This window comes from Planctomycetia bacterium (assembly GCA_015200345.1).
Classification (GTDB): domain Bacteria; phylum Planctomycetota; class Phycisphaerae; order UBA1845; family UTPLA1; genus PLA3.
The window spans coordinates 2,165,574-2,190,467 of the sequence record CP054187.1 but is presented as its reverse complement, the minus strand read 5'-3'; the positions used below and the strand labels follow the sequence as shown (position 1 = coordinate 2,190,467).

Annotated in this window: 23 protein-coding genes; 13 read left to right on the top strand and 10 right to left on the bottom strand. The window is 63.2% G+C overall.

Features of this window, described 5'->3' with window-relative positions; genetic code table 11:
- Positions 1–65: 65 nt before the first annotated feature.
- The 4 genes from HRU71_09045 to HRU71_09030 all read left to right on the top strand — a co-directional run bounded on the left by HRU71_09045 (position 66) and on the right by HRU71_09030 (position 3,435).
- Complete coding sequence (locus tag HRU71_09045; protein ID QOJ03625.1) at positions 66–1,355, top strand: glycosyltransferase; 1,290 nt, start codon at positions 66–68, stop codon at positions 1,353–1,355.
- 27 nt (positions 1,356–1,382) lie between these two features.
- A complete protein-coding gene (locus HRU71_09040; GenBank protein QOJ03624.1) occupies positions 1,383–1,661 on the top strand; it encodes a 4Fe-4S binding protein in 279 nt (92 codons plus the stop codon).
- Between the two features lie 106 nt (positions 1,662–1,767).
- Complete coding sequence (locus tag HRU71_09035; protein ID QOJ03623.1) at positions 1,768–2,187, top strand: dUTP diphosphatase; 420 nt, start codon at positions 1,768–1,770, stop codon at positions 2,185–2,187.
- 402 nt (positions 2,188–2,589) lie between these two features.
- Positions 2,590–3,435, top strand: coding sequence for a site-specific DNA-methyltransferase (locus tag HRU71_09030; GenBank protein ID QOJ03622.1), 846 nt, complete (start codon positions 2,590–2,592; stop codon positions 3,433–3,435).
- Here HRU71_09030 and HRU71_09025 read toward each other — a convergent pair.
- A complete protein-coding gene (locus HRU71_09025; GenBank protein QOJ03621.1) occupies positions 3,432–4,334 on the bottom strand; it encodes a hypothetical protein in 903 nt (300 codons plus the stop codon). The genes HRU71_09030 and HRU71_09025 overlap by 4 nt on opposite strands.
- Positions 4,335–4,643: 309 nt before the next feature.
- Between HRU71_09025 and HRU71_09020 the strand changes: the two genes are divergently transcribed.
- The 5 genes from HRU71_09020 (at position 4,644) to HRU71_09000 (ending at position 10,082) form a co-directional block, all read left to right on the top strand.
- Complete coding sequence (locus tag HRU71_09020; protein QOJ03620.1) at positions 4,644–5,546, top strand: type II secretion system protein; 903 nt, start codon at positions 4,644–4,646, stop codon at positions 5,544–5,546.
- Between the two features lie 84 nt (positions 5,547–5,630).
- Positions 5,631–6,071 (top strand): hypothetical protein, encoded by a 441-nt coding sequence (locus HRU71_09015; protein ID QOJ03619.1) that lies wholly within the window; start codon positions 5,631–5,633, stop codon positions 6,069–6,071.
- 53 nt (positions 6,072–6,124) lie between these two features.
- The gene (lepA, locus tag HRU71_09010; protein ID QOJ03618.1) at positions 6,125–7,978 is read left to right on the top strand and encodes an elongation factor 4; all 1,854 of its coding nucleotides are present in this window, start codon (positions 6,125–6,127) and stop codon (positions 7,976–7,978) included.
- Between the two features lie 157 nt (positions 7,979–8,135).
- Entirely contained in the window at positions 8,136–9,269 is a 1,134-nt protein-coding gene (locus tag HRU71_09005; protein ID QOJ03617.1) for a cobalamin B12-binding domain-containing protein, read from the top strand.
- 12 nt (positions 9,270–9,281) lie between these two features.
- Positions 9,282–10,082, top strand: coding sequence for an electron transfer flavoprotein subunit beta/FixA family protein (locus tag HRU71_09000; protein QOJ03616.1), 801 nt, complete (start codon positions 9,282–9,284; stop codon positions 10,080–10,082).
- A gap of 95 nt (positions 10,083–10,177) precedes the next feature.
- Here HRU71_09000 and HRU71_08995 read toward each other — a convergent pair whose 3' ends face one another.
- The 6 genes from HRU71_08995 to HRU71_08970 all read right to left on the bottom strand — a co-directional run bounded on the left by HRU71_08995 (position 10,178) and on the right by HRU71_08970 (position 17,475).
- Positions 10,178–11,209, bottom strand: coding sequence for a tyrosine recombinase XerC (locus tag HRU71_08995; protein QOJ03615.1), 1,032 nt, complete (start codon positions 11,207–11,209; stop codon positions 10,178–10,180).
- 176 nt (positions 11,210–11,385) lie between these two features.
- A complete protein-coding gene (locus HRU71_08990) occupies positions 11,386–11,598 on the bottom strand; it encodes a hypothetical protein (GenBank protein ID QOJ03614.1) in 213 nt (70 codons plus the stop codon).
- Complete coding sequence (locus HRU71_08985) at positions 11,591–12,220, bottom strand: hypothetical protein (GenBank protein QOJ03613.1); 630 nt, start codon at positions 12,218–12,220, stop codon at positions 11,591–11,593. Before HRU71_08985 ends, HRU71_08990 begins: the two co-directional genes overlap by 8 nt.
- A 139-nt stretch (positions 12,221–12,359) precedes the next feature.
- Positions 12,360–13,514, bottom strand: a complete 1,155-nt coding sequence (locus HRU71_08980) for a PD40 domain-containing protein (GenBank protein QOJ03612.1) — start codon at positions 13,512–13,514, stop codon at positions 12,360–12,362.
- Between the two features lie 317 nt (positions 13,515–13,831).
- Entirely contained in the window at positions 13,832–14,305 is a 474-nt protein-coding gene (locus HRU71_08975; protein ID QOJ03611.1) for a GAF domain-containing protein, read from the bottom strand.
- Complete coding sequence (locus HRU71_08970) at positions 14,302–17,475, bottom strand: CHASE2 domain-containing protein (protein QOJ03610.1); 3,174 nt, start codon at positions 17,473–17,475, stop codon at positions 14,302–14,304. The genes HRU71_08975 and HRU71_08970 overlap by 4 nt, the downstream gene beginning before the upstream one ends.
- A gap of 90 nt (positions 17,476–17,565) precedes the next feature.
- Here HRU71_08970 and HRU71_08965 point away from each other — a divergent pair, with 90 nt between their 5' ends.
- Positions 17,566–19,941: an MFS transporter gene (locus HRU71_08965; GenBank protein ID QOJ03609.1), complete on the top strand. Its 2,376-nt coding sequence runs from the start codon at positions 17,566–17,568 to the stop codon at positions 19,939–19,941.
- A 112-nt stretch (positions 19,942–20,053) separates the two neighbouring features.
- On the opposite strand, the gene HRU71_08960 is transcribed toward HRU71_08965, so the two are convergent.
- Positions 20,054–20,368: a hypothetical protein gene (locus tag HRU71_08960; GenBank protein ID QOJ03608.1), complete on the bottom strand. Its 315-nt coding sequence runs from the start codon at positions 20,366–20,368 to the stop codon at positions 20,054–20,056.
- Positions 20,369–20,594: 226 nt separating this feature from the next.
- Complete coding sequence (locus tag HRU71_08955) at positions 20,595–20,849, bottom strand: hypothetical protein (GenBank protein ID QOJ03607.1); 255 nt, start codon at positions 20,847–20,849, stop codon at positions 20,595–20,597.
- Between the two features lie 271 nt (positions 20,850–21,120).
- On the opposite strand from HRU71_08955, the gene HRU71_08950 reads away from it, so the two are divergent.
- From HRU71_08950 to HRU71_08940, 3 genes are all read left to right on the top strand, one after another.
- Entirely contained in the window at positions 21,121–22,077 is a 957-nt protein-coding gene (locus HRU71_08950) for a ParB/RepB/Spo0J family partition protein (protein QOJ03606.1), read from the top strand.
- Positions 22,078–22,153: 76 nt separating this feature from the next.
- Positions 22,154–22,969, top strand: coding sequence for a hypothetical protein (locus HRU71_08945; GenBank protein ID QOJ03605.1), 816 nt, complete (start codon positions 22,154–22,156; stop codon positions 22,967–22,969).
- Positions 22,970–22,984: 15 nt separating this feature from the next.
- The gene (locus HRU71_08940) at positions 22,985–23,722 is read left to right on the top strand and encodes a DedA family protein (protein ID QOJ03604.1); all 738 of its coding nucleotides are present in this window, start codon (positions 22,985–22,987) and stop codon (positions 23,720–23,722) included.
- 43 nt (positions 23,723–23,765) lie between these two features.
- Here HRU71_08940 and HRU71_08935 read toward each other — a convergent pair whose 3' ends face one another.
- Entirely contained in the window at positions 23,766–24,542 is a 777-nt protein-coding gene (locus HRU71_08935) for a hypothetical protein (protein ID QOJ03603.1), read from the bottom strand.
- Between the last annotated feature and the right edge of the window lie 352 nt (positions 24,543–24,894).

Below are 24,894 nucleotides of genomic sequence, written 5' to 3'. Positions count from 1 at the left end.
CCGGTTTCGGCAAGGGCGTCTCGCCTGTGTTTTCACCGTTCGGGGCGGACCGTAGGATGCCGCGCATGAGCGGGGAGCACTGGATTATTGGGGTGGCGGCGGCACTATGGCTCGCGGCGATGGTTCACGCGGTCGCAGCGCTGGCCGAGGGGCGACGGTTTGATCGATTTGTCGCTCGTTGCGTGCGCGAGGCGCCCGCGTTGTTCGATGCGGCCGGCCGATTCAGGTATCAACCGCGCGTCGCGATCATTCTCCCCTGCTGCGGAATCGACGAGAAGCTCGAGCAGACGGTTGCCGCGCTCAAGGCCCAGCGCTACGAGGACTTCGAAGTGGTGTTCACGTTTGCCTCGGCTGACGATTCGGCTTATGCGGCGATCGGCGCTATGACGGCGAATTGGGATCGACCGGTTACGCGGCGCGTCGTGGCCGGCGATGCGACCTCGCGCGGGCAGAAGGTTCACAACCTGCTGGCGGCGGTGGCGGCGGTCTCGGCGGATCGAGAAGTCTATGTTTTTCTGGATTCAGACGCCGTGCCGGGTCCTGATTGGCTGGGCCATCTCGTGGCGCCCCTGGCCGAGGAAACGACGGGAGCGGCGACGGGCTATCGCTGGTACACGGCGGGCCGTGGCGTCGCGTCGCAGCTTCGCTCGGCGTGGAACGCGGCGACGGTCACGCTGCTGGCCGACGAGCGCTCCAACTTCTGCTGGGGCGGCGGCACGGCGATTCGCCGCGATGTGTTCGATCGCTGCGACGTACGCGCCGCGTGGGACAATGCCGTGTCGGACGACTACGCGTTGAGCGAGGCCGTGCGCGCCGCCGGTCTGCACATCCGCTTCGTGCCGTACGCGCTGGCCCCCAGCAGCGACGCGACGACGCTGAAGGGCTTCTGGTCGTTCGCGCTCCGGCAGATCATCCTGACGCGCGTCTATGCACCGCACGTCTGGCGCGCGGGCCTGCTGCTGTGTCTCAATCTTGTCGTCGGCGGCACGGCGGCGGCGGTTCTCTTCTTCGCGGCGCTGTTCGGCTGGATCGGCGCAACAGGGGTCACGTGGCCGGCCTTCGCCGCGTGGATGGCGCTGCTGGCGGCGATCATCGGTCGAGCGGCCTATCGGCAGCGCGCCGTCCGCCGCGTGCTGCGCCCGCCCGATGCGACCTGGCGCGATGCGTGGGCGGATTTGAGCGCGGTGACGTTCTCGGGGCTGATGTTCCTTGCGCTGATGATCGCGTCGATGCGGACGCGGCGCATCGTCTGGCGCGGCATCGAGTACGACATGGTCTCTCCGCGCTGCACGCGCATCCTGAACCGCGCCGGATCGCACGCGAATCAGAAATCGCCGAACGCCGGCCTACAATGAATCGGGCGCTGACGGGAGCGGGCAACCATGACCTACGTTATTGCGGAACCATGCATCGGCGTGAAGGACGGCGCGTGCGTCGCCGTCTGTCCGGTCGATTGCATTCACCCAACCAAGGACGAACTCAACGCCGGCCGCGAAGAGATGCTCTACATCGATCCCGCTGTCTGCATCGATTGCGGCCTCTGCGTCGATGAATGCCCCGTCAAGGCGATCTTTCCCGACGACGCCCTGCCCCCCGAGTGGATCAAGTACATTCAAATCAACGCCGAGTACTACCAGCGCGTGATGCCCCGCCGCGCGTGAGAACGCCGCGCCGGTCGGCTGCGCGCGTGCAGAACGCGCCAAACGCGGGTATTCTGGGATCAATTCGATCTCGCCGCCGGCGACGATCCCCCACGGAGACCCCGCCATGCTCGAAGAACTATTCGCGCACCAATCGGAACTCAACCGCCGGATCGGCTTTGACCCCGATGAATTGCGCCGTCAGTTCGACCCTCTCAAGGCCGGTGAGTGGCTGAACAATTACATCATGGCAACCGCCAACGAGCTGGAAGAGCTGCGCAACTGCACCTACTGGAAACACTGGTGCGCCGAGGCTAGGGAAGGCCGCCGGTTCGAACTGCACGACCTTCAAAACGCCCGTGTCGAAGTCATCGACCTGCTCTTTTTCTGGATCTCGATGGCCCAGTGCGTGGGTCTGTCCGCTGCCGACGTGCTGGACCTCTATCGCCAGAAGCTCAAGGTCAACCACGCCCGGCAGGACAACAATTACTCGATGCAGAACAAGACCGAGGACGACAATAAGCACATCGGTATCGATCGGGCGTAGAGAGTGTTGGTGGTCGGCACAATATAGCCTCGATGCACCAAGCTGGGGCTAGCCCTCTCGTCTATTGATGCGACCTGCCCCGCCAGCCCCGGACGAAGGGGGCGCAAGCTCCTCCCGCGCGAGCTTCTCAAGACGATCGCGTACCCAACTTGATAGAGAACGGTTATCTTTTGCGGCCGCCAGCGAGAACAGATCGTGCAGCTTGGTCGGGACCCGAACCTGCATTGCTGTTTCGCTTTTGGCTGGCGGTCGCTTTCTTCGCTTCATGGCGAACACAGGGTAGTGGATGGTTAGTGCATTGTCCAATATAACAGCGCTATCTCCTTGACACACATGAAGACTGCACTACAGTGTGTTGATCCGCCGAAGTCTCGTGCGATGAACAGATGAGGTTTCATGCTCATGACAACTGCGACCGTGATTCCCAGGAGTCGCTCGACGCTGAAAACAAGTAAAAAAACAGCAGCCGACTATCTGAACCGGGTTTTCGAGGGCGATTGTCTGGAGATCATGCCAGACCTTCCCTCTGAATCGGTGGACATGGTGTTGTGCGACCTTCCCTATGGGACGACCCAAAACGTGTGGGATAGCGTGATTCCCCTGGATCGGCTTTGGTCGCAATACGAACGCCTCATCAAGCCGCGCGGCGTGATTGCATTGATGGGGCAAGGCTTGTTTACCGCCCGACTCATGCTTTCCAATCCGCGCTTGTTCCGATACAAGATTGCATGGGTGAAGTCGAAGCCCACCAATTTCCTGAACGCGAAGAAGCAGCCGTTGAGAAAGCACGAAGACATATGCATTTTTTACAAGAACCAACCCACCTACAACCCGCAGATGTCGGTTGGCGAGCCGTATAACAAGGGGTTCCGCAAAGATCAGTTTACGGGGAGCTATGGTGAGTTCAAGCCGGTTGTCGTCAAAAGCAACGGCGAACGCTATCCGACGGATGTGGTCTATTTTAAAACAGCGGAGAGCGAAGGCACCGTGCTCCACCCGACGCAGAAGCCGGTTGCGTTGGGGCGCTACCTGATTCGCACGTTTACCAACCCCGGCGATGTCGTCTTGGACAACGCATGCGGCGTCGGGAGTTTTCTTGTGGCCGCCGCCGTCGAGGGCCGCCACTACATTGGGATTGAACGAAACAGAGAAGTGTTGTTGCACCGGCGCTACCCCGTGGATTACATCGAAATATGCAAGCAAAGGCTCGCCAGCGTGATCGCAGAGAGGCGGGCCAGATTGTTCTAAATCCCAGTGAAATGCTCTTGTTTAAGTGTTTCGCGGGCCTTTTCGATCTGTTCGCATGTGATTGTCCCCCGCTTCGCCAGCCACTCAAGCAGGTGGATGTACTGATTGGGATGCAGGATCGGCTTGATGGGCTTATCGACTCCGATAGATGATTGTAATTCTTTCAAGTGGTTTTGCGTGAGAATGCCCATGCCCACAAGGTCTCGCCCAATCCGCACCGCATCAGCCTTTGTCAGATTCAGGTCGCCAATTCGGCGGCGATCTTGTTCTACAAGCCCTGGAGTTATTTCGTGAAGCGTCTCGATCGTCGTGAGTGCATTGAGATTGTGGTGATAAAACTCGACTTCCTGGCCGCGATAGGTAAACCAAGAGCGTCCCTGCTCTGTTAAGGATCCCCGCGGCAGGTATACGCCCTCCCTCAATGCTCGTTCCTTGGATACCCAACCGCATACATAGAGCATCCAATTGCGCTGCTTCGGCTTGCCGGGCAGGGTTCTGACGCTGGGTGTTCGAAGGTGAGTCATGACGTAAATGTCAGCATCAAGATTCTTGTCGTGAACTTGCCGCGCGAAGAAATTGTGTTTGGCCTCGCGCGGCACACCATCGTCAGAATCATAGGCTTCCTCAAAAGGGCGCTTCCCGCCCCTGCACTTTACGTCGACTTTTATGCCGGACCGTAGAATCAGGTCATACCCTACCGGATGATCGTCGGGATTAATTTCTGGCAACCCGAGATTGGCCCTGATTACAATTTCTGCCAATGCGCCAAAGCCCTGCTCCACGGCGCTGCCCCGTTCCGCCCCTGTCCGATTCTGGTTCGCGGAAACGTACTCGGCTGCCTTCTGCCGCAATTGGTAACCCTTGGCACCTCCGAGATTGATTATGATTGGTTTGGGCATGCCGATCCTTCAAGGGCGAATAAACGAGCAAAGAGTTCTTGCTGTGGGCGGCCCAAGAACGCTCGGGCGCGATCTCCCGCCTTGCCGTTTGTACGGTAAGTTACCGTATACATACCGTCGCCGCTCTCGTTACAAGCAATGCCGGCTTGTGCCCGAATACGCGCTGCATCGTGGAGCGAAACACGGCGATCCCCCCGCTTTACCCCGGCCTGTGAATCCTTTAGAATGAGGCTGGTGAAGTGGTGGAGTGGTCGCCCGTCGCCCGCCCGGAAATTCGCTCCCGCGAATGGACCGATTGGAGCACGCAAGATGACACGGCATTGCGCCCCGTTACGGTTATTCCGCAGCCGCGGTTTCACGCTGATCGAGCTGCTGGTCGTGATCTCGATCATCGCCGTGCTGATCTCGATCCTGCTTCCGGCGTTGTCGCTTGCAAAAGAGCAGGGCAAGAAAACCGTCTGCATGTCCAACCTGCGGCAGGTCGGATCGGCCATGGGGCTGTACCTCTCCGACGGGAACGACAACCTTCCGTTCACGTACATTCACCAGACGTTCAACAATACGAATTACTTCTACCCCGGCACGGACATCTACAGCAGTTACTCCTGGGGCGGGCAGCGCGCCCCGCGACCTGACCCTGGCGAGAACAACGCCGATTTCGCCCTCGTCCCGCCGGAGCTGCGTCCGCTGAACAAATTCCTGGCCAAGGGGGTCATCGGCAAGGCCGACGTGAAGGTCACGCGCTGCCCGGGCGACATCTCCTCGCTTTCGCCCACCATTGGTTTCGGACCGGCACCCATCGAGAATGAAGACGTCAAGAGTTCATGGGAGGCCTTCGGCACCAGTTACAGCATCAACTGGTTTTTCATTGAAGACCCGCTGATCCCCGAAATGGTCACCGATCAGGTCGTCGGCGGGAACTCGTTTGACAAGCACCTCCTGTTCTGGGGGCGTCGCGTGCTGGGTGCGAACGTCGGCGGGCTTGGCTCTGAATTCGTCATCATGTGGGAAAACCAGTGCGACCAGCTATTCGTCGGCGCAAACGAGAAAGGCAAGGGCCGCCGCGGCCCCGGGTGGCACAAGAAATTCTCCTTCCACACCATGCTCTTCCTTGACGGCCACGTCGAACACCGGTATTTCGATACGCGGTACTCCGTGCGACCGGGCTGGCGGATCTGGAACTTCCGCCGCAACATACCCTTGGGTCAATAGCAATTGGCCGGACCGGTGGCGGATCGGTTTCTCGCGGTGGTGCAAAGGCCCGCGTGATGCCCCCCAAAGGAACGCTTCGCTTCGGTGGACAAGAACGCCAAGATCAAAGTCGGCGTCTCCGCGGGCCTGCTCGCTCTTGCTGTCGGCCTGTATTTCTGGACATCAACCGGCGCGATCGATGTGCCGGACACTGACGACACGCGCACCTATTGGTATTGCACCGAAGCACAGAAATCGTTCTCCCTAAGCGGGCCGCAATCGGCGACCGACGTGCGAATGGTTCGCCGTTCACTCGCGGGCGATGCCGAGACCCCCTCGGCCCGCCGCAGCGAGAAGGTCAACGTCGTGCAGGCGCTTAGCCCCTACTCCGGAAAATACACCGGCGTGCCCGCAGTCAAGTGCCCCAAGTGCGGCGAGATCTTCGAAGAACGCGACGATGCGGGCCAGCCGCGAAATTGCCCCAAGTGCGGGACCGATCCGACTGCCGACGAGCCCCCTCCCGAATCACCGACCCAGCCCGAGTAACCTGATCCCCGCCGATCAGCGGATTCGAACCATCCGCGATAGAATCTCCACCGATGTCCAACGCCTGGATTCGCAATTTCTCCATCATCGCCCACATCGACCACGGCAAAAGCACGCTGGCCGACCGACTGCTGCTGCGCTGCGGTGCGATCACCGACCGCGAGTTCCGCGCGCAGTTCCTTGACGACATGGACCTCGAACGCGAGATGGGCATCACCATCAAGGCCAATCGCGCGAGGCTGCGATACGACTACACCCCCGTCGCGACCGATGCCGTTCGCAGCGGCGGCGGAGTCGGGACCGCGCCTCCTGCCGGGGTATACACGCTGAACCTGATCGACACGCCGGGCCATGTGGATTTTCACTACGAAGTAAGCCGGGCGCTGGCCGCCTGCGAGGGCGTGTTGCTGTTGGTGGATGCCGTGCAGGGGATTCAGGCGCAGACGCTGGCGAACGCGTACAAGGCGATTGAGGCGAATCTCGTCATCATTCCGGTCATCAACAAGATCGATCTGCCGGCGGCGCGACCGGAGGACATCGCGCTGGAGCTGGAGCATGTGCTGGGCACCTCGGCGAACGAGTCCATCTTCGCCTCGGCCAAGTCGGGTGTCGGCGTCGACGAGATCCTCCGCGCCGTCGTCGAGCGCATCCCGGCACCGGTCGGGGACCGGAATGCCCCCCTCAAGGCGCTGATCTACGACGCGAAGGTTGACGTGCATCGCGGCGTCGTGTGTCACATGCGCGTCGTGGACGGCTCCATCGCAAAGGGCGACAAGGTGCGGCTGATGGCGGCCGGGCGGACGTACCAGGTGAGCGATGTCGGCGTTTTCACGCCGAAGATCACGAGCGCGGCGTCGCTGTCGTCCGGCGAGGTAGGCTACCTCTTCGCGAACATCAAGACCATTCACGATGTGAACATCGGCGAGACCGTGACGAGCGAATCGCGCCCGTGCGATGCGCCGCTGCCGGGCTACAAGCCCCCGCAGCAGATGGTGTTTTGCGACTTCTACCCAGGCCCGGGGACGACCAGCGCGCAGCTGCGCGAGGCGATGGAAAAGCTGTGGCTGAATGACTCGAGCTTCAACTTTCAGCCGACCAACAGCGCCGCGCTGGGCATCGGCTTCCGCTGCGGCTTTCTGGGGCTGCTGCACATGAAGATCATCCAGGAGCGGCTGGAGCGCGAAAGCGACGTGGACCTCGTGCAGACCGCGCCGACCGTCGGATTCGAGGTGCTGCACAAGGACGGCCGCGTGGAGCTGATCGAGTCGCCGGCGGATTTGCCGCAGGCCGAGAAGATCGAGGAGATTCGCGAGCCGTACATCCGCGCCGAGATCATCCTGCCGTCGAAATACATCGGCAATGTGATGAAGTTGAGCGAAGAGCGACGCGGCATTCACAAAAAGACGGATTATCTGTCCACCGAGCGCGTCGTGATGACTTACGAGTTCCCGCTGGCGGAAGTGATCTACGACTACTTCGACCGGCTCAAGAGCGTCACCAGCGGCTACGCGACGATGGACTACGAGCTGATCGACTTCCGGCCGGATGATCTCGTGAAGCTGAACATCCTCGTGAACGGCTCGCCGGTGGACGCGTTGTCGGTCATCGTGCATCGTTCGCGCGCCGAAACGCGCGGCCGCCGGCTGATCTCGCGCCTGAAAAAGGAAATCTCCCGCCATCTGTTCGAGATTCCCATCCAGGCGGCCATCGGCAACAAGATCATCGCCCGCGAGACGATCAAGCCTGTGCGCAAGGACGTGACCGCCAAGTGCTACGGCGGCGACATCTCCCGAAAACGCAAGCTGCTGGAGAAGCAGAAGGAAGGCAAGAAGCGCATGAAACAGGTCGGCAGCGTGGCCATCCCGCAGTCGGCCTTTATGGCGGTGCTGGATACGAGCGAGGAATGAACCCCAAATCGAGCGGCGAGCCGGAATCTCCCGCTCGCTCCGGTCGCTCCATTCAGGGGCCGGTGCCCCTTGGCGCTCTTTCCCCCCTCTGCGACAATGCCAAGCTCGGCTGTTTCGATGCGAAGCGGCCGATTTCGTCTCCGGGGCGATCGGCGCGATGAAGGAAACTCCCACGCGAATCCTGCTGGCCAAAGTCGGGCTGGACGGCCACGACCGCGGCGTGAAGGTGCTGGCCCGCGGCCTGCGCGACGCCGGCATGGAAGTCATCTACACCGGCCTGTGGCAGACCCCCGCCGGCGCGGCGAAGGCGGCCGTCGAGGAGGACGCCGACGTGCTGGGCGTCAGTTTCCACAGCGCCGCACACATGACGCTCGTCCCGATCATCATGCAGGAGATGCAGGCCCACGGCCGGGCCGATATGCCCGTCGTTATTGGCGGCATCATTCCGCATGACGACGTGCCGGCCATGAAAGCCGTCGGCGTCAGTGCCATCCTCGAAACCGAAAGTTCGATGGAGACGATTGTCTCCACAATTCGGGAGCAGGCCCGCGCGGCCCGCGCGCAGCGCCCAAAGGACGGCACGATTGATCTGCTCGTCGCCGAGGCGGCGAAGGGAAGCCGCTCGGCGACCGGACGCCTTCTCACCTGGGTCGAGAACGACGCCGGCCAAGAAGAAGCGGCCGAGCGGATTCCCGAATCAAGCCATCCAACCATCGTCGTCGGCATGACCGGCGCGCCCGGCGTCGGCAAGAGCACGCTCATCGGTCGACTGCTCAAGGAGCTGCGCTGCCGGAGCAAGCGCGTGGCCGTGCTGGCGGTTGATCCGGCCAGCCCGATCACCGGCGGAGCCCTGCTCGGCGACCGCGCTCGCATGACGCAAAACGCCGGCGACGAAGGAGTCTTCCTGCGCTCGTCGGCCAGCCGCGGCGAGCTGGGCGGTCTCGCGCCGACCACCGATGGCATGGTCCGCGCGCTGCGACACGCGAAATACGATGTCGTCATCATTGAGACCGTCGGCGCGGGCCAGAATGATGTCACTGTGCGAAAGCTCGCCCGCCCCGTCGTGCTGCTGCTCATGCCCGGCGCGGGCGACGAACTGCAACTCGACAAGGCCGGCATCACCGAAGTCGCGAATGTGTTTGTCATCAACAAGGCCGACCTGCCCGGCGCCGACCGGCTTGATGCCCAGATTCGCGAAACGCTCGGCAGCAAGCGGCCGGTCATCAAGACCGTTGCCTCGCACGGCGAAGGCATCGCCGACTTGGCGGATGTGCTGCTCAAGACCTCGTAACAGGGTGGAACCATGAAAGTGCTCGTCCTCGCAAAATACGTCCCCGAGTCCACGGCCAACATCAAGGTCAAGGCCGACGGCAGCGGCATCGAGACCGCCGGCGTCAAGTTCGTGATGAACCCGTTCTGCGAGTTCGCCGTCGAAGCCGCGCTGCAATTCAAGGAGAAGAACCCCGGCGCGGGCGTCGAAATCACCGTGCTGACCCTCGGACCCGCGGCTGCGGTCGATGTCATTCGTACCGCCTACGCCATGGGCGCGGACCACGGCATCCACCTGTGCGACGACGCGTTCAACCATCTCGATGAATTGACCTCGGCGCGGGTCATCGCCGCGGCGATCAAGGACGGCGGCTATGAACTCATCTTCGCCGGCAAGCATGCGATTGATTACGACAGCGGTCAACTTGGCCCCGCACTCGCCGAACTGCTCGGCTGGCCGCACGTCGGCGCGGTCACGGCCATTGAATGGGGCAATGGCTTCAAGAGCGCGACCGTCCGCCGGCGCATCGAAGGCGCGGAGGAAGTCGTGCAGGTCCAGTTGCCCGCGCTGCTGACGATCGAGAAAGGCCTGTGCGAGCCGCGCTACCCGTCGCTCCCGGGGCTGATGAAAGCCAAGAAGCGACCGGTCGATACCAAGAACGCCGCCGCACTCGGATTGGCGGCTGCGGACCTCTCGGCCGATGCCGTCGGCACGCGCATGGGCGAGTTTGCCCCCCCACCGCCGCGACCACCGGGCCGCAAGCTCTCCGGAGAGCCGGCCGACATGGCCAGGGAACTCGTTCGCATTCTTCGCGAGGAAGAGAAACTGATCTAGGGCCCCACCAATGAAACAGGCGGGTGACGCGACTCCATCGCATCACCCGCCCGTTGAATGTCCCACGAAGAAAATCGGCGAATCGCTCCAGAGCGTTACGCTCGCGGATGGCTCTCGTCGTATTCCTTCTTCAACGCCGACGTCGTCAGGTGTGTATAGACCTGCGTCGTGCTGATCGACTGGTGGCCGAGCAGCTCCTGCACGCTTCGCAGGTCGGCGCCGTTGTTCAGCATGTGCGTGGCGAACGTGTGCCGCAGGGTGTGCGGGCTGATCGACGGATCGAGGCCGCACATGGTCAGATACTTGTCCAGCTTGCGGCGGACGCTTCGTGTGCTCAATCGCTGGCCATGCTTGTTGACGTACAGCGGCTCCTTGTCGAACGTCGTGCTGCGCGGATCGCTGGTGCGCATTTCGACGTAGCGCTTGATCGCCGCCAGGGCCGTCGGGCCGATCGGCGTGATGCGTTCCTTGCGCCCCTTGCCGCGAATCTTCAGGCACTCGCCGGGGATGTCCACGTCGGCGAGATTCAGGGCCACCAGTTCGCTCACGCGAACGCCGGTGCTGTACAGCGTCTCGAGCATCGCGCGATCGCGCGCGCCCAGCAGCGTCGTATCGTCGGGCGTCGAGAGCAGCTTGCGGATCTGTTCAATGTCCAGAAACTTCGGCAGACGCTTCTCCTGCTTGGGCGTTCGGATCGCCGCGACCGGATTGGCGCTGATCAGGCCCTTGCGCAGGCAGAACTTGTAGAAGCTTCGCAGCGTCGCGAGCTTTCGCGCTGCCGTGGCTTTCGAGTACTCGCGCTCATGCAAAAAGGCGAGAAACGCGCGAATCTGATTCGCGTCCACTTTCAACAGCTTGTCGCGCAGCACTTCGACCTCGTTCGCCGCCATCGTCGCCGGCGCGCCGTGGCCGTACGACCCGGCCGCACCGCCGTGACCGGACTCGCCGGCATGGCCGGCGCTGCGCGCCGGAAGCGAGACGCGGGCCGCCGCCTCCGCTCCGCCGATCAGAAACTGACCGAACTGGTAGAGATCGGCCGCATAGCACTTGCCGGTGTGGGGCGAGAAGTGCCGTTCGAACCGCAGGTAGTTCAGGAAGTCGGTAACGAGCGGATGTTCTTGGCTCATGGTCGCGGGACTCTTTTCGGCGATCACTTGTCTTGTTCCTTTCTTTCAACCTGGCTAACGCGCCGCTCCTCGGCCATCCCACCCATTCCAGGTTTTGTTCGGCTTCGGGGGTCTAGGCCGCAACCGACAAACCGGCGGATCCTCCGCTTTTACGGACACAAACCCTATCGGGCTTTTCATGCACGGAGTTCATCTAGTTCTGACTCAATTCTGCGGCCCATCTGGTAGCTCAAGACGGCCGCATCAAACCAGTCGAAATCCGTCTGGGCGTCGCTGGCCAGCGTGGCCAATGCCCCGATGACGTCCGCTTCGCTGCCGGGCCGGTAACGAAACAGATACCGGTGGCTGCCTTTTACGAGCGATAATTGCCGCACTTCCGCCTTATTCATGATAGGTCTCCGACACGTCCGCGGTCCCCGCAACCAGATCGCGCTTCCACGAGTCCTGATCGAGCATCGCCCGCAAGGCGTCGTTCCAACAAAATCGAATGAAGAGCGACTGAACTTGCGTGTATTGTCGCCAGCCGTCGGGATGATCCGTTTCGCTGCGCTCCCGCGCGTACTCGCGCACGCGGTCCACCACCGACTTGTGCATCGCGTTGTAGGTGCCCTGCACCTGCGCCGAGGGACCGGCCTTCGGCGTCGCCCGAACTGCGACATACGGCGAAGATCGAAAACGGGCCTCTCCCAAATCGAGCGGCGCGCTCCCCGCTGCGTCCGTCAGGTACAGTTGCAGCACCAGCCCCACGGTGGGTGCGTACGCGTCGTACTCCGTCACGCCCCCGACGATCATCGCATCCGCGCCGATCTGCCGGGCCAGCGCGCGCGCGTGCTCCGGCGATTCAACCTGCGTCTTTCCCTGCGACAGCAGCACAGCCGCCACGCGACTGACCGGCAACACCGCCGCGCCACGCACATACGTCAGTTCCGACGCCAGCAGGTCCGCCAGCCGCAGCGGGTCCAGATCGGGCTGCCCGCTGTAATTCAGCACCGGAGCAACGGCGAACGTCATGCTCCGCGGCAAGGCCGAAGTCTCGACCCTTGGCTTCTTTTCGCTTTGCGCGCAGCCGCACAACGTGACCATCGCCAACCAGGCCCACGCCGCAATCGGAGCGCGCCGCCCAGGAATCCCATGCATTGGCCGCCGGCGGCTAGTCATCCGCCACCTCCTGCGCCGACGCCGCTCGGCGATTCGGCGCGCCCGGGGACGGCAATTCCTCCATCGCCGGCTGGAACGGCCGCGCGCTCCAGATCGTCTCACTGCGACCGGATCGTGCCGTGAAATAGACACGCTGATCGGTCGCCCAATACGGCGAGTAGTTCTCGCCGCGCCCGTTGGTCAGACGCTGCATCCCGCGACCGTCGGCATCGACAAGCAGGATGTCGGAGCGGCCCCGGCCGGAAAGGCGCGGGCGCGAACCGTCGTCGCCGGCCGGGCTGACCGCGGCGAAGGCGATCTGCGTGCCGTCGGGCGACCAGCTCGGCAGGATGAACGCCGCCAGCGTGCTGCTGGCAACCTCGGTCGGGTAAAGCGACTCGTTGTTGTCGAAGTCCATCGTCCAGATGCTGAACCAGCGGCTGCCGCGCTGCCGCGCGCGCTGGTACGCGATCTTGCCGCCGCGCGGCGACCACGCCGGGAACAGCCCCTCACCGATGAACCGCTTCGTGCCGGGATTGTCCAGGTCAACCACCCACAACTCGCCCTCCGGCTCCGATGGATTCAGGCGGCAGTAAACAATCCGCGTCCCATCCGGCGACCAGCTCGGATGCAGCTCTGCCGCGGGGCTGTTCGTGATCTGCCGTACGTTGCGTCCGTTGGCATCCATCACGTAGATGTCCCACTGGCCGGCGCGATCGCTCGCGAAGGCGATCCGCTTGCCCATCGGGCAGAAGACCGGCTGCGCGTCGTTTGCGCGTTCGTCGGTGAGCTGCACAAGCGTGGCACCGTTGATCGGCTTCACGTATATATGGCTGTGAACCGAATGACGCGTCGAAGCGAAGACAAGCTGCCGCCCCGCCGGATCGACGGACGGATCGAAATCGCCGCCCTCGCTTGGCGCGGTATGCTGTTGCAGATTGTCCGCCGGACGCGCCTCGAATGAGAAGTCGCTCGACGCACTGCTCTGGCCAAATAGACGAAGATCGCGATACCGATCGGATGCGTCATCACCCGGTGCGGACACCGCTGTCGCACTGCCGGACGTCGGCGCCGCCGCTGCGGGAGCGCGATGGACAGGAATCCGGCAGCCCGCAATCAGCGCGATGCCCGCCACGATCCAGCCGAACGATGCGATCCGTCGCGACATGCAGAACTCGCTTCCCGGCAGCCAATCCGTGGCCGCGCCGCGTGCGGTTTATCGGTGGTTGCGACGGGCGACATCAGAAGCGAATGGGCCGAAAAGCCCGGACCGCGCCGCGTCGCCCGCGCGCGATTGTCCGATAAACCGACCCCTCCTTATCGACGCGAGTAGAAGACTGGCTTGAGAAACCGCGAGCCGCGCAACAGGTGTCTGCGCATAGGGTTGCGCGGCTGCGTGCGATTCGGCAAAAAGCGCAGTTCACGCGCGGCCCCGGCAATTCCTGCGCGAAGCCGCTGATGACCGCTTTCTACATTCTCAACTCGTCACGCTTCATTGGATTCTGACGTCAGCCCCGCGGCGATCAACGCACCCGTCAGCCCGCGCACGTCCGCCTCGCCGAACGAACCCGCCTCGTGGCTGTCCAGATCGAGCACGCCCCAACACACGCCATCCGGATCAATGCAGGGAATCACCACTTCGGAACGATCCCGAGGGTCGCATGCGACGTAATTCGCCCCCAGCGTCGCCACGTCCGCCACGACTTGCGGCCGCCGGCTCGTGTACGCCCGCCCGCAGACCCCGTGCAGACCGATCGGCGTACAGGCCGGCTTGTCGCGCCGCGGACCGAGCGTCATCTCCTCCGCACCGCCGAAATAAAACCCCAACCAGGAAACCCCCGTCGGTTGCAGCGCGTCCCATGCGATATCGACAAACACCTGCATCGCAGCCGCGCGGTCCATTCCGCGACACGCCGCGTCGATTCGTGCGATCAATTCCTTGTACGGCCGCGGTCTCATTTCTCTTTCAACTCCAGCGCTCCGCGCCACTCCCCCTCTTCCGGCGGGAACTGCTTTAACTCCTGGCACGCATCAATATAGCGGCTCGCTCCCGCGTCGTCCGGCCGCCGCGCCAGCATGCGCGTGAAATGCACGATGCACTCGTCCCATTTCATCGCCTTGTAAAGCGCGACGCCCGCCTCGAACCGCTCGACGTACGCGCGCTGCTCGTCGTTCAGCGAGCCGCGGCGGCCGATCAATTCGTACACCGGCACCGTCGTCTTCTTCCCCTTCACCTGCAACTCGGCGAGGTAGCGAAACTCGTACGCATCCTTCACCGCTTCGCGCGTCGGACCGCTGATCATCAGCTTCGTCCCGAAGACCTTGTTCGCCGGCTCCAGCCGCGCCGCCAGATTCACCACATCTCCAATCACCGTGTAATCCGCCTTCAGATCCGAGCCGAGATCGCCGTTCTTCGCCAGCCCCGTCGCGAGACCGATCCGCATATCAAGCTGCTGGAACACACCGTCGGCCGTGCCCGCGCCGTGTTCGCCCTTCAGCGCTTCCAGCGCTTCGAGCATCAGCAGGGCCGTCTCGCAGGCGACGCGAGGGTGATCGGGCATCGGATCGACCGACGGGTTGAAGAATGCCATGATCCCGTCACCCATGAACTTGTTGATCAGCCCGCGCTGCGCCCAGATTACCTCGCTCATGCGCCGCAGGTAGGTGTTCAGCACCAGCTGCACGACCTCGGCGTCCTGCTGCTCCGAGATGGTCGTGAAGCCCGCCAGATCGGAGAACAGGCACGTCACGTCGCGCGTCTGCACCGTCTTGAACGCCGCCATCGCCGACGGACTCTCCGCGATCTTCGCCGCGATCGCCGGCGACGTGTACAGGCTCAACTGCCGCGCGAACATGCGGCGGTCTTTCTCGGCCGTCAACTGCCGGAACAGCGTCACCACCGCCCACGCGACGCCGCCCGCGACCATCGGACCGGCCAGCGGCAGCCAGATGTCGCGGCGCTGAAACAGCCAGTACGCGTTGAACAGCCCGAATGCCCCGAGCAGCGCTGCCGTCTCCAGCAACGATCGCCAAGGTCCCTGCCGCGCGGTCACATAGCTCACCAACGCGCCCAGCACGATGAACGCGGCCGCTCCCGTTGCCGTGCCGGTCGCTTGAATGAACCGCCGCTGGAGCAGGCTGTTTAACACATGCGCATGACACATCACACCATTGGTGACGGGATCGATGGGTGTCGAGACGATGTCGCCCTGCGCCGTCGCTGCAAATCCGAGCAGCACGATCTTGTCCTTCAATCGCGGCTCAAGTTCTCGCCGCGCTGCGTCGACCGTCTCCTGCAACAGCTTGTTCGCCTGTTTCATTCGCGCGAGATCATGGGTGATCAGACGCCGTGCGCCCAGGTACCGATCGTAATCCGCCTTCAGGGCCGCGTCGGCCGACAGTTCCTCCGGCGTGAGTGACTCTAACTCGGCGCACGCCGCCTCGATTGCCGAGATCGCCTGCTCCTGTTCCGCGCGAATCTCTGCCAGCAGCGCCGCCGAACGCTGCTCCATGCGCGATCGCTCCGCTTCCGGCCGATCGCCGCGCAGCCTCGCCAGGTGCGCCTCACGGGCCAGCTTCAATTGGTCGTTCACCTTCTGTCGATAAGCCGCGTCACCCGAAATCAACTCCGACTTCGACGCGCCGCCTGCGCTGCCGGTTTCGATGGTGGCCTCACCACGCGCGGCCGCCACGATCTCCGCGAGGAGATATGCCGTCGCCGTCTCGTTCGCCTCGATCTGCCGCCTGGCATCGACAATCGACCATGCCTTGGCGGCCGAAACATGGGGAAAGTCTTCGCCCTGTCGCCAGCGCCGCCCCGTGCTTGTCCAATGGATGATCAGGTTTTCGCCGGCGTCCAGCCGTGCCGCCACGCGGCCCGCTCCCGGGCGCGACGCTCCCAGCACCAGCTCGTTCTCGTCAGAAAGCGCAATATCAGACGTCGAAATGCCAAGTGCGAGACACGCCCCCGCCACGCCCAGATGCCGCAACACACCCTCGTCAGTGAGAATCAACGGCGGAACGCGCCGCACCACGCCGTCCGAATCGCCGCGAAAATTCACCGCCCCGATGTCCGCCGCCGCCTCGCCGAACATGAAATAGACGGGAGACAATCTCTCCGCCACGTGCGGCAGCGATGCCAGCCTCCTGCTCGACGCGACCCCTTCACGCGATCGCGCGGCCGCAGGTTCAGCCGGCGCCGGAATCATTGCCCGTCGCATCGCCTCCCACCCCAGCGCCTCGCGATATGCCGCAACGACATCGCGCCGGTCGGCCGTGCGACTGTCCGTCGCCTCGCCCAGGATCGCGCGCAGCGCGGCGTCCAGCGTGGGCCGATCCTTGCGAAACAACTCCCGCATCCGCGCAGCCGCGGCGCGCGACTTCGCTCCTGCGATCACCTCGCGCACGTCTTCGATGCTTGCGCCCAGCGCCACAGCCAACTCCGCCTCGCCCAGCGTGAAGCGCCTGCTCAATTCCGCCGCGGCGCGCGCTCGCAACACTTCGCGGCGCACGAGTTCGCGCCCAGCAGCCGTTGTCGCGTTCAATCGTTGCGCAATGAGCTGCCAGTCTGACTCACCGCCCTGCAACAGGGTCTCGACCCGCCGGCGCACAGACGTTTCACCCGGCGGCGGAACATCTCCCTGTACCGACAATACCACTCGCCCGCTCGCGCGAATGGCGTTCGCCAACTCGAGATCGTCAAACACGCGATTCGCGTCGGATAGCTCCCCCACCACGCTCGCAGGCCCCTCGATGTCGGCATCCCCCAAATAGGCCGGATCGCTGATCGACACCGGTTGCGGCTCGTCGAACAGCAAATCGATCAGAATCAACCGTGCCCCAAGCTCCGTCGTCACGCGGATCAGGTCCGCCAGGTCACGCCGTTTCCACGGCCAGCGCCCCACACGCGACAGGGCGTTGTCATCGATGTCCAGGTGCACCAGCGGCGACGCCGGCTCCAGCGTGTTGAAATAATTAATACGAAAGTCAAATGACTGATATTCCAGCCGTTCGAACAGCCTCGCCCGCCCAGGCAGCCCCGGCTCCACCCAGAACACGTGCGCCGCCAGCAGCAGCGTGGCTGCCAGCCCGACCAAAAACCCGATCACCGTGACGCGATGATGCGACATGCTGACAAGGTAGCCCATCCCTGGCCGCCGCGATAACCCCCATTGCCCAGCCGATTGACCACCCACCCGCTCCGCGAGTAGCTTTCTCGCATGAGCCTCAACCGCGCCCAAGCAATTGACGACGCCTTCGTCGCCCTCCTCAAGGGCTGGTCCGACGCCCCCTCTCGACGGCTTTCCGCCGACGAGCCGGTCGCGCCGGACAATCCCATGACAGGCAAAGACCTGCTGCAACTCTTTGAATCGCAAATGGTTACGCGGCATCTGGACCTGATCGCCAGATACCTCCGCTCAAAGGATGCCGCTTATTACACCATTGGTTCCGCCGGGCACGAAGGCAACGCCATGGTCGGCCGTCTCACCCGGCTCACCGACCCCGCCTTTCTCCACTACCGGAGCGGCGGATTTATGGCCGAGCGATGCCGCAAGGTGCCCGAAATCGACTTCATCTACGACACGATCCTCTCGCAGGCGGCCAGCGCCGAGGATCCGATCTCCGGCGGGCGGCACAAGGTCTGGGGCTCGGTCCCGGCATGGGTTCTCCCGCAGACCAGCACCATCGCCAGCCACCTTCCCAAGGCAGTCGGCGCGGCCATCGGCCTTCAGCGAGCGCGGGCGCTGCGCATCAAGCCGCCGGTGCCGGACGACAGCATCATCGTCTGCTCGTTCGGCGACGCCAGCACGAACCACTCGACCGCGCAGGGCGCCTTCAACGCGGCGCAATGGGCCGCGTTTCAATCGCTGCCCGTGCCCGTGCTTTTCGTCTGCGAGGACAACGGCATCGGCATCTCCGTCCGCACGCCGCCCGGCTGGATCGAGACAAACTTCTCAAATCGACCCGGTCTCGCCTACTTTCGGGCGAATGGGCTTGACCTTGTCGAGGGCTACTCCGTCGTGGCGCAGGCCGTCGAGCACTGTCGCAGGCACCGCGCGCCGACGTTTCTGCACCTTCGCACCATTCGCATGCTCGGTCACGCCGGGTCCGACATCGAGCTGGCCTATCACACGCTCGAGGAGATCGCCGAGGTCGAGACGCACGACCCGCTGCTGACATCGGCCCGGCGTGTGCTTGAGTTCGGTTTAATGACCGCGCCGCGGATTCTCGAAATGTATGAAGCCATTCGCTCGCGAACGCGCGAAGCCGCCGAACGCGTCATCAAGCGCCCGCGGCTGGCAAGCGCCGCCGAAGTCATGGCCCCGCTCGCGCCCTATCACCCGGAGAAAGTGAACGCCGAAGCGCGACGCGGCGCGGACGCCGCAAAGCGGGCCGACGTCTTCGGCGGAGTGGACAAACTGCCCGAGAAGCTCGGCCGTCGCCATCTCGCGGTGCAGATCAACGCCGCGCTCTTCGATCTGATGGCCTTGTACTCGGAGATGATTGTCTTCGGCGAAGACGTGGCGCAAAAAGGCGGCGTCTACTACGTCACCAAGGATTTGTTCAAGCGCTACAAGGCAGGCCGCGTGTTTAACACGCTGCTCGACGAGCAGACGATTCTTGGGTTGGCACAGGGCGCGGGCTACATGGGCCTGCTGCCCTTCCCGGAGATTCAGTATCTTGCCTATTTCCACAACGCCTGCGATCAGATTCGCGGCGAGGCATGCTCGATGCAGTTTTTTTCAAAGGGCCAGTATCGCAATCCAATGGTGATGCGCGTCGCTTCGCTGGCCTATCAAAAAGGGTTCGGCGGCCACTTCCACAATGACAACAGCATCGCCGCCCTGCGCGATATTCCCGGCCTGGTCATCGCCTGCCCCTCGCGCGGGGACGATGCCGCCGCGATGATCCGAACCTGCGCCGCCCTCGCACGCGTCGACGGCCGCGTGGTGGCGTTTCTGGAGCCGATCGCGCTGTACATGACGAAGGATCTGCACGAGACCGGCGACGAAGGCTGGTCGTTTGATTACCCCCCGCCCGGCGAGGCGATTCCCCTCGGCGAGCCGCGCGTCTATTTCCCCGACGCCGACGATTTGTGCATCCTCACGTTCGGCAACGGCGTGTACATGTCTTTGCGGGCCGCGAAAGTGCTGGAGCGCGATCACGGCATTCGCGCACGCGTCGTTGATCTGCGCTGGCTCCTGCCGCTCAACGAGGCGGAAATCTGTGAACAGGCTTCGGCGTGCGGCAACGTACTGATCGTCGACGAGGGCCGTCGCAGCGCCGGAGTATCCGAAGGAATCATCACTGCGATTGTCGAAGGATGCCCCGATCAGCGAACCGCACGAGCCAACGCGCCGGGCGCGCAGCGAGCCGCGGGCTTCAGCCCGCGCGGCCCATCAATATCGAGCGAATGTTCGACGGGGCGCTTCGGCGACCTCGCCATCTGCCGAATCGTCGGCGAAGACACGTACATCCCACTTGGCCCCGCCGCCAACCTTGTCCTCCCGCAGGAGGAACAGATCATTTCCGCAGCCGTCGAAATGTGCGCTGGCGCCGCGGCGAAACCCCCGCGCAAGCCCGCGCGAGCGTAATGAATTCCATCGGTCCGGGCCGCCGCAATCATGCGGCGGAACTAGCCCGTCGCGACCACGCCGTCCGGGCGATGACTGGCCCGACTTGGACGCGAAGATGTGTTTGCGCCCCCTACCGCCCTTCCGCATCATCCGCTTCGTCGTCGTCCTCGTACTTCCACGAATCCGATTCTTCGGCGTCGTCGATCTCGCGCTCCATGTGGCGGAACATCTTCTCCTGCAACGGCTCGAAGCGGCGATAGATCTCCAGCGTCGCCTCGTAGGCCCCCACCATCCGATCCGCCTTGCGAGACAGCTCCGCCAGCCGCAGCAATTGCCACTTTTGTAAACATTCAGGCTCCTTGATCGTGCTGAACGGGTCACACATCAGGCGCGCCTCGCCGCCCGGCCCGCGCCGGAAGTGTTCGCACTGTTCGCATTGGATCATGATCGCCCCTAAAAATAGTCAAATGTAACGATTCGGCGCCGTCGCGGCCCTGGTTGTCGAATCACCCCGCCGCCCTGCCGCACGATTGCGTTGCCCCGGAATTCAAATCCGCGAGGCGGCTCGTCCTCGCGATGGATTCGTGCGCGATCCAACAGCAAGCGGCATGTCCACGTGCTCGGCGACGGCTGTGCAACACAGCCGGAGCATAGACAGACGCCCTGCCGCCCTACCAAGCATAGTCGCCAATGATCTTAACGCGTTCGTTGAACCGCTCGCTCTCCTGCTCGAGCCAGTGATTAAGCGTTTGAGCGGCCTCATCAATTCGCTTCGGCGATTGCCGCTCGCGTTTTTCGATGCCCGCGATGGTGGTGCCAACGGATTCCCACCGGCGCTGGATTCTCTTCTGGGATACTTGCTCGCTGCAAGATGTTGCCAGCAATAAGGATGCAATGATTGTCGGCAGCGTCAGCCTGGCTCGCATAACGATGTTCCTGGTAACCTGTTACCACAATGGGCCATGATGGTCTCAATTGGTTATCGGTATCGGAGAGCCCTCACCATTACCACATGTCGGACTTAAAATATCCGATTAATGTTTCACGTGGAACGTAGGTTTAACTATACTATACGATCTTTACGAGGTTTCACGTGAAACATGAGATTGCGTTTGGTACATAGATCAGCTACGATCCCGCCGCAATCGGATGGAAATCTCAAAACAATCGAACTTCTCGCAAGGAGGCGAATCCAAAATGTCGGCGCAACCCAAGCGACTCGGTAGGGGGCTTTCCTCGCTCATTTCAACCGACATCCAGCGCGATAACATCCCGCAGGCACCCGTCGGGATCGAAACGCCAACTGAATTGCCGGAACCAGTACAGCCCGCTGGTACAGCGGCGAAGGTTGGTCCACTACTCCAAATGGTGGCGGTTGATTCCATTCGAACCAACCCCGCCCAGCCGAGAAAGAACTTCGACGAGGCGTCCATCGAAAGCCTTGCCAGGTCGCTAAAAGATCGCGGGGCATTACAGCCGATCGTGGTGCGGCGCAGTGGCAGCGGTTTCGAGCTTGTGGCGGGGGAGCGACGCCTGCGAGCGGCTCGCAAGGCTGGGCTGAAAGAGATGCCGGCCCTGATTCGAGCTGTCGGCGATGCCGAAATGCTCGAGTTAGCGCTGATCGAGAATATCCAGCGTGCCGATCTCGGCGCGGTTGAACGGGCACGGGCTTACAAGGCGCTGGCTGATCGCAACGGCCTGACTCATGAGCAAATTGCTGAAAAAATGGGGGAGGACCGGGCAACGGTCACAAACTACCTGCGCCTGCTGTCGCTGGCGCCGGCTGTCCTGGAGCGGATAGAAGACAATAGTCTAAATATGGGCCATGCCCGCGCCTTGCTGGGCCTGTCGGATGCGCGGAAGCAGGTCGAACTGGCCGAGCGGATTGCGAAGGAGGGCTGGTCGGTGCGCCGGGTGGAATCGGAGGTTCGGCGGCTGACCGAGGCAGCCAAACAGGGGGGCAGGAGGGAGCAGGAGCCGGTTCGTCCGGCGGTGGCGGATGTGGCGAGGCGGTTGACGGAGGTTCTGGGCACGCGGGTGGACGTGCGCGAGGGGCGGCGTCGGCACACGGGCAGGCTGGTGATAGAGTACTACAGTCTGGACGATTTCGAGCGCATCACGCAACGGCTGGGGCTGTCGAGTGAGCCGGCGTAGGATCGGCACGAGCATGAGCGACGCGACATATAGTCAAACATCTAAAATAAGCGCGCCGGTGGGCGGGGGCCTGCCCATGGAATCACCCGAACACGCCGCGGGCTTCTGGGGTCGAGTTCTGGTCGCCGTGTCGGCCTGCGTGCTGACGGTGTCGATCGTCGGATCGGCGGCGTTTTTGTGGTTCCGGATTCAGGAGCGGCGTGAGCTGCGCACGCGCGTGCAGGGGTTCATTGCCTCGCTGGAGAATCGGACAGACGCGGAGCTGGCCGATCGGGCGGCTCAATTGCGCGGGAAGCCGAAGGTGGCGGAATACGTGCTGCCGGAGATTCGGCGTGCCTTGCGAGCGTCGCGGTCGGAAGATCAGCTTTGCGCGGTGATTCGGCTGTGCGAGGCGTTTGTGGATCGGCGCGAGATTGAGACGGCGTTGTTTGAATTGCGTGGGGATCGGCGGGAGGTGGTGGCGGGGGCGGCGGTCGATGCGCTGGCGAAGGTGCAGCCGGCCGAGCGTGCGGCGGAATTGCTGGGGCAAGTTCTGGCCGGCGCGGCGTCGGGCGAGACGGTTCCGGCGGGGGTGGATTCGGCGTGCGCGGGGCTGTTTCGGCTCGGGGCGGCGGGTCGTGCAGAGATTGAGAAACGGCTGGAATCCATGACAGTGGATCGCCGCCTGTGGCTGGTGAAGTACGTGAACGAGGTGGGCGGGCCATATCGGGAGTCGTGGCTGACGCTGCTCGGTGCGGACACCGATGCGGGGGTGCGCGAGGCGGTCGCACGTGCGCGGGTGATGCCGGAGCCGATCCTGTCCGTGCGTGTGCCGGCGCCGCAGGGTGTGGGGGATGACAATCAGGCCCATCTCGCGAGCGAGGCGCGAAGGCCGGGCGATGCAGGCGATTGATCGCGGGAGCGGCGGGTGGACTCCGTTTTTTTTACACTACTGGCTAAATTCAGCTACGTCGGCCTGTTCGCCGTGCTGCTGGCGGCAGGCTTGGGCATTCCGCTGCCGGAGGACATCCCGCTGGTCGCGGCCGGCTGGCTGGTGCACACCGGCAGGGCAAATCTGTATCTGATGATGCTCACCGGCCTGGCGGGCGTGATGGTCGGCGATTCGTTGATGTTCCGCCTCGGCCGTAAGTACGGCGTACACATCGTCGAGCACAAGTGGGTGCGGCGCTTCGCAAAGCCGTGGCTGCTGGAGAAGGCGCGGCAGAAGTACGCGGCGCACGGGTCGAAGATCCTCTTCGCGGCGCGGTTCATGCCCGGCCTGCGCTCGCCGATGTTCATCTCGGCCGGCGTCTTTGGTGTGCCGTTCTGGAAGTTTTTTCTGATCGACGGATTCGCGGCGCTGATCTCGGTGCCGGTATGGGTCTGGGCCGGCTGGCGCTTCAGCAGCCACATCGAGCAGATATTGGGCAGCGCCCGCACTGCAACGTACTGCATCGTCGGGCTGCTGGTGGTCGCGCTGATCGTCTGGGGCCTGTGGGAGTATTTTCACAATCTGCGCAAGCGAAACGGCACCGGGGAGCGGACAGTCGAAGGTCCTGACGAGGTGGGCAAGATCGCCTCCGCACCGCTGGTCCCGCCTCTCGAACCGGGCAAATTGACCAGCCAACCCGCGGCCCAGCCGGCCGGGCAGACGCGGGGACCGTAACACGGGCCGCCAAGCGACCGCCGCGAACGCCTATCTGAAATTATCAGTAGAGGACGGCCACTTCCGCGCCGCGGGCTCGCTTGCACGCGCCGCACTTGCAGCCAAGCTGGTCGCACTTGCAGGAGCATTCCTGGCCCTCGGGGCAGGTCTTGCTGGCCGAGCAGCTTCCCCCGGGCGGGCCGTAATAACTGCACTCGCAACTGCTGCCGGACTGACGCGATGGCTGCGACATCCGCGAGAGATCGAATTGCGCTTCAAAGATTTCCTTGCCGCCAATGACCTCGATCATCAGGACACCTGTCAGTTCGTCGTAGTCGATTGAGAGATCGCCGACGTGGCGATAGATTGCGCTGCACGAGCGGCCTTGCTCCCGGGAGGGCGGGGGGGACGCGAACGCATGAAGGAGTTCGACGCCCGGGTCGCCGCTCTGCGACGCGTGACGAAACTCGACTCGTTCGCCGTTGACCTGAACCAGGCAAAGCGATGCGGTTTGAACCGAATACGCCGTGCCGCCGCCGTCCTCGGTTTCGACAAAGACCATGCCGTCGGGCCGAATCCATACTGCGCCCATGCCGGAATACGGACTTAACGCTTCACCGAACAATTCCTGCTCGGTGGGCGGTGTCGTTAACAAGGCACTAGCCGTGGCCTGTGCGGCCGGCTCACTCGACATCCATCGCAATCCGGCGATCAGCACACCAAGCACCACCATGAGCCGTACAGCGCTTCGACGGCTGCCCGGCCGCGGCTCCGTGAAACGGCCAGCCTGTTGCGAGTGGTTCAGTGAAGCCTGATTCGGGAGATATCCATTTGTTGTCATGGATGCGCGCCTCCTGTGTTCGTCCCCCGCTCCCGATAAATATACACCGCAATGGGGGGGGACAAGAAGAATATTGACAGATATTTTCCCGCTAGTGCCTTTCTCGAGACGTAATATGACGCGCAAGGTCGAAAATCCGAAATCGAGTTCCGAAACGGGCTTGCCGCGCCGCCCGGTGAGCCGGCTGCCTCGTCGCGCGGCAGATCGGATTTGAATCGAGATCCGCTGCCCTGCCATGATTGCGGGCCTCAACCGATCGCCTGCGGCGCTCCCGGTGTTTCGTCAAATTGGCAGCGACGGTTGAGGTGGGAAGGAGGGCGTGACGCCCTGCTTTTTCGAGGTCGCCGCCGGC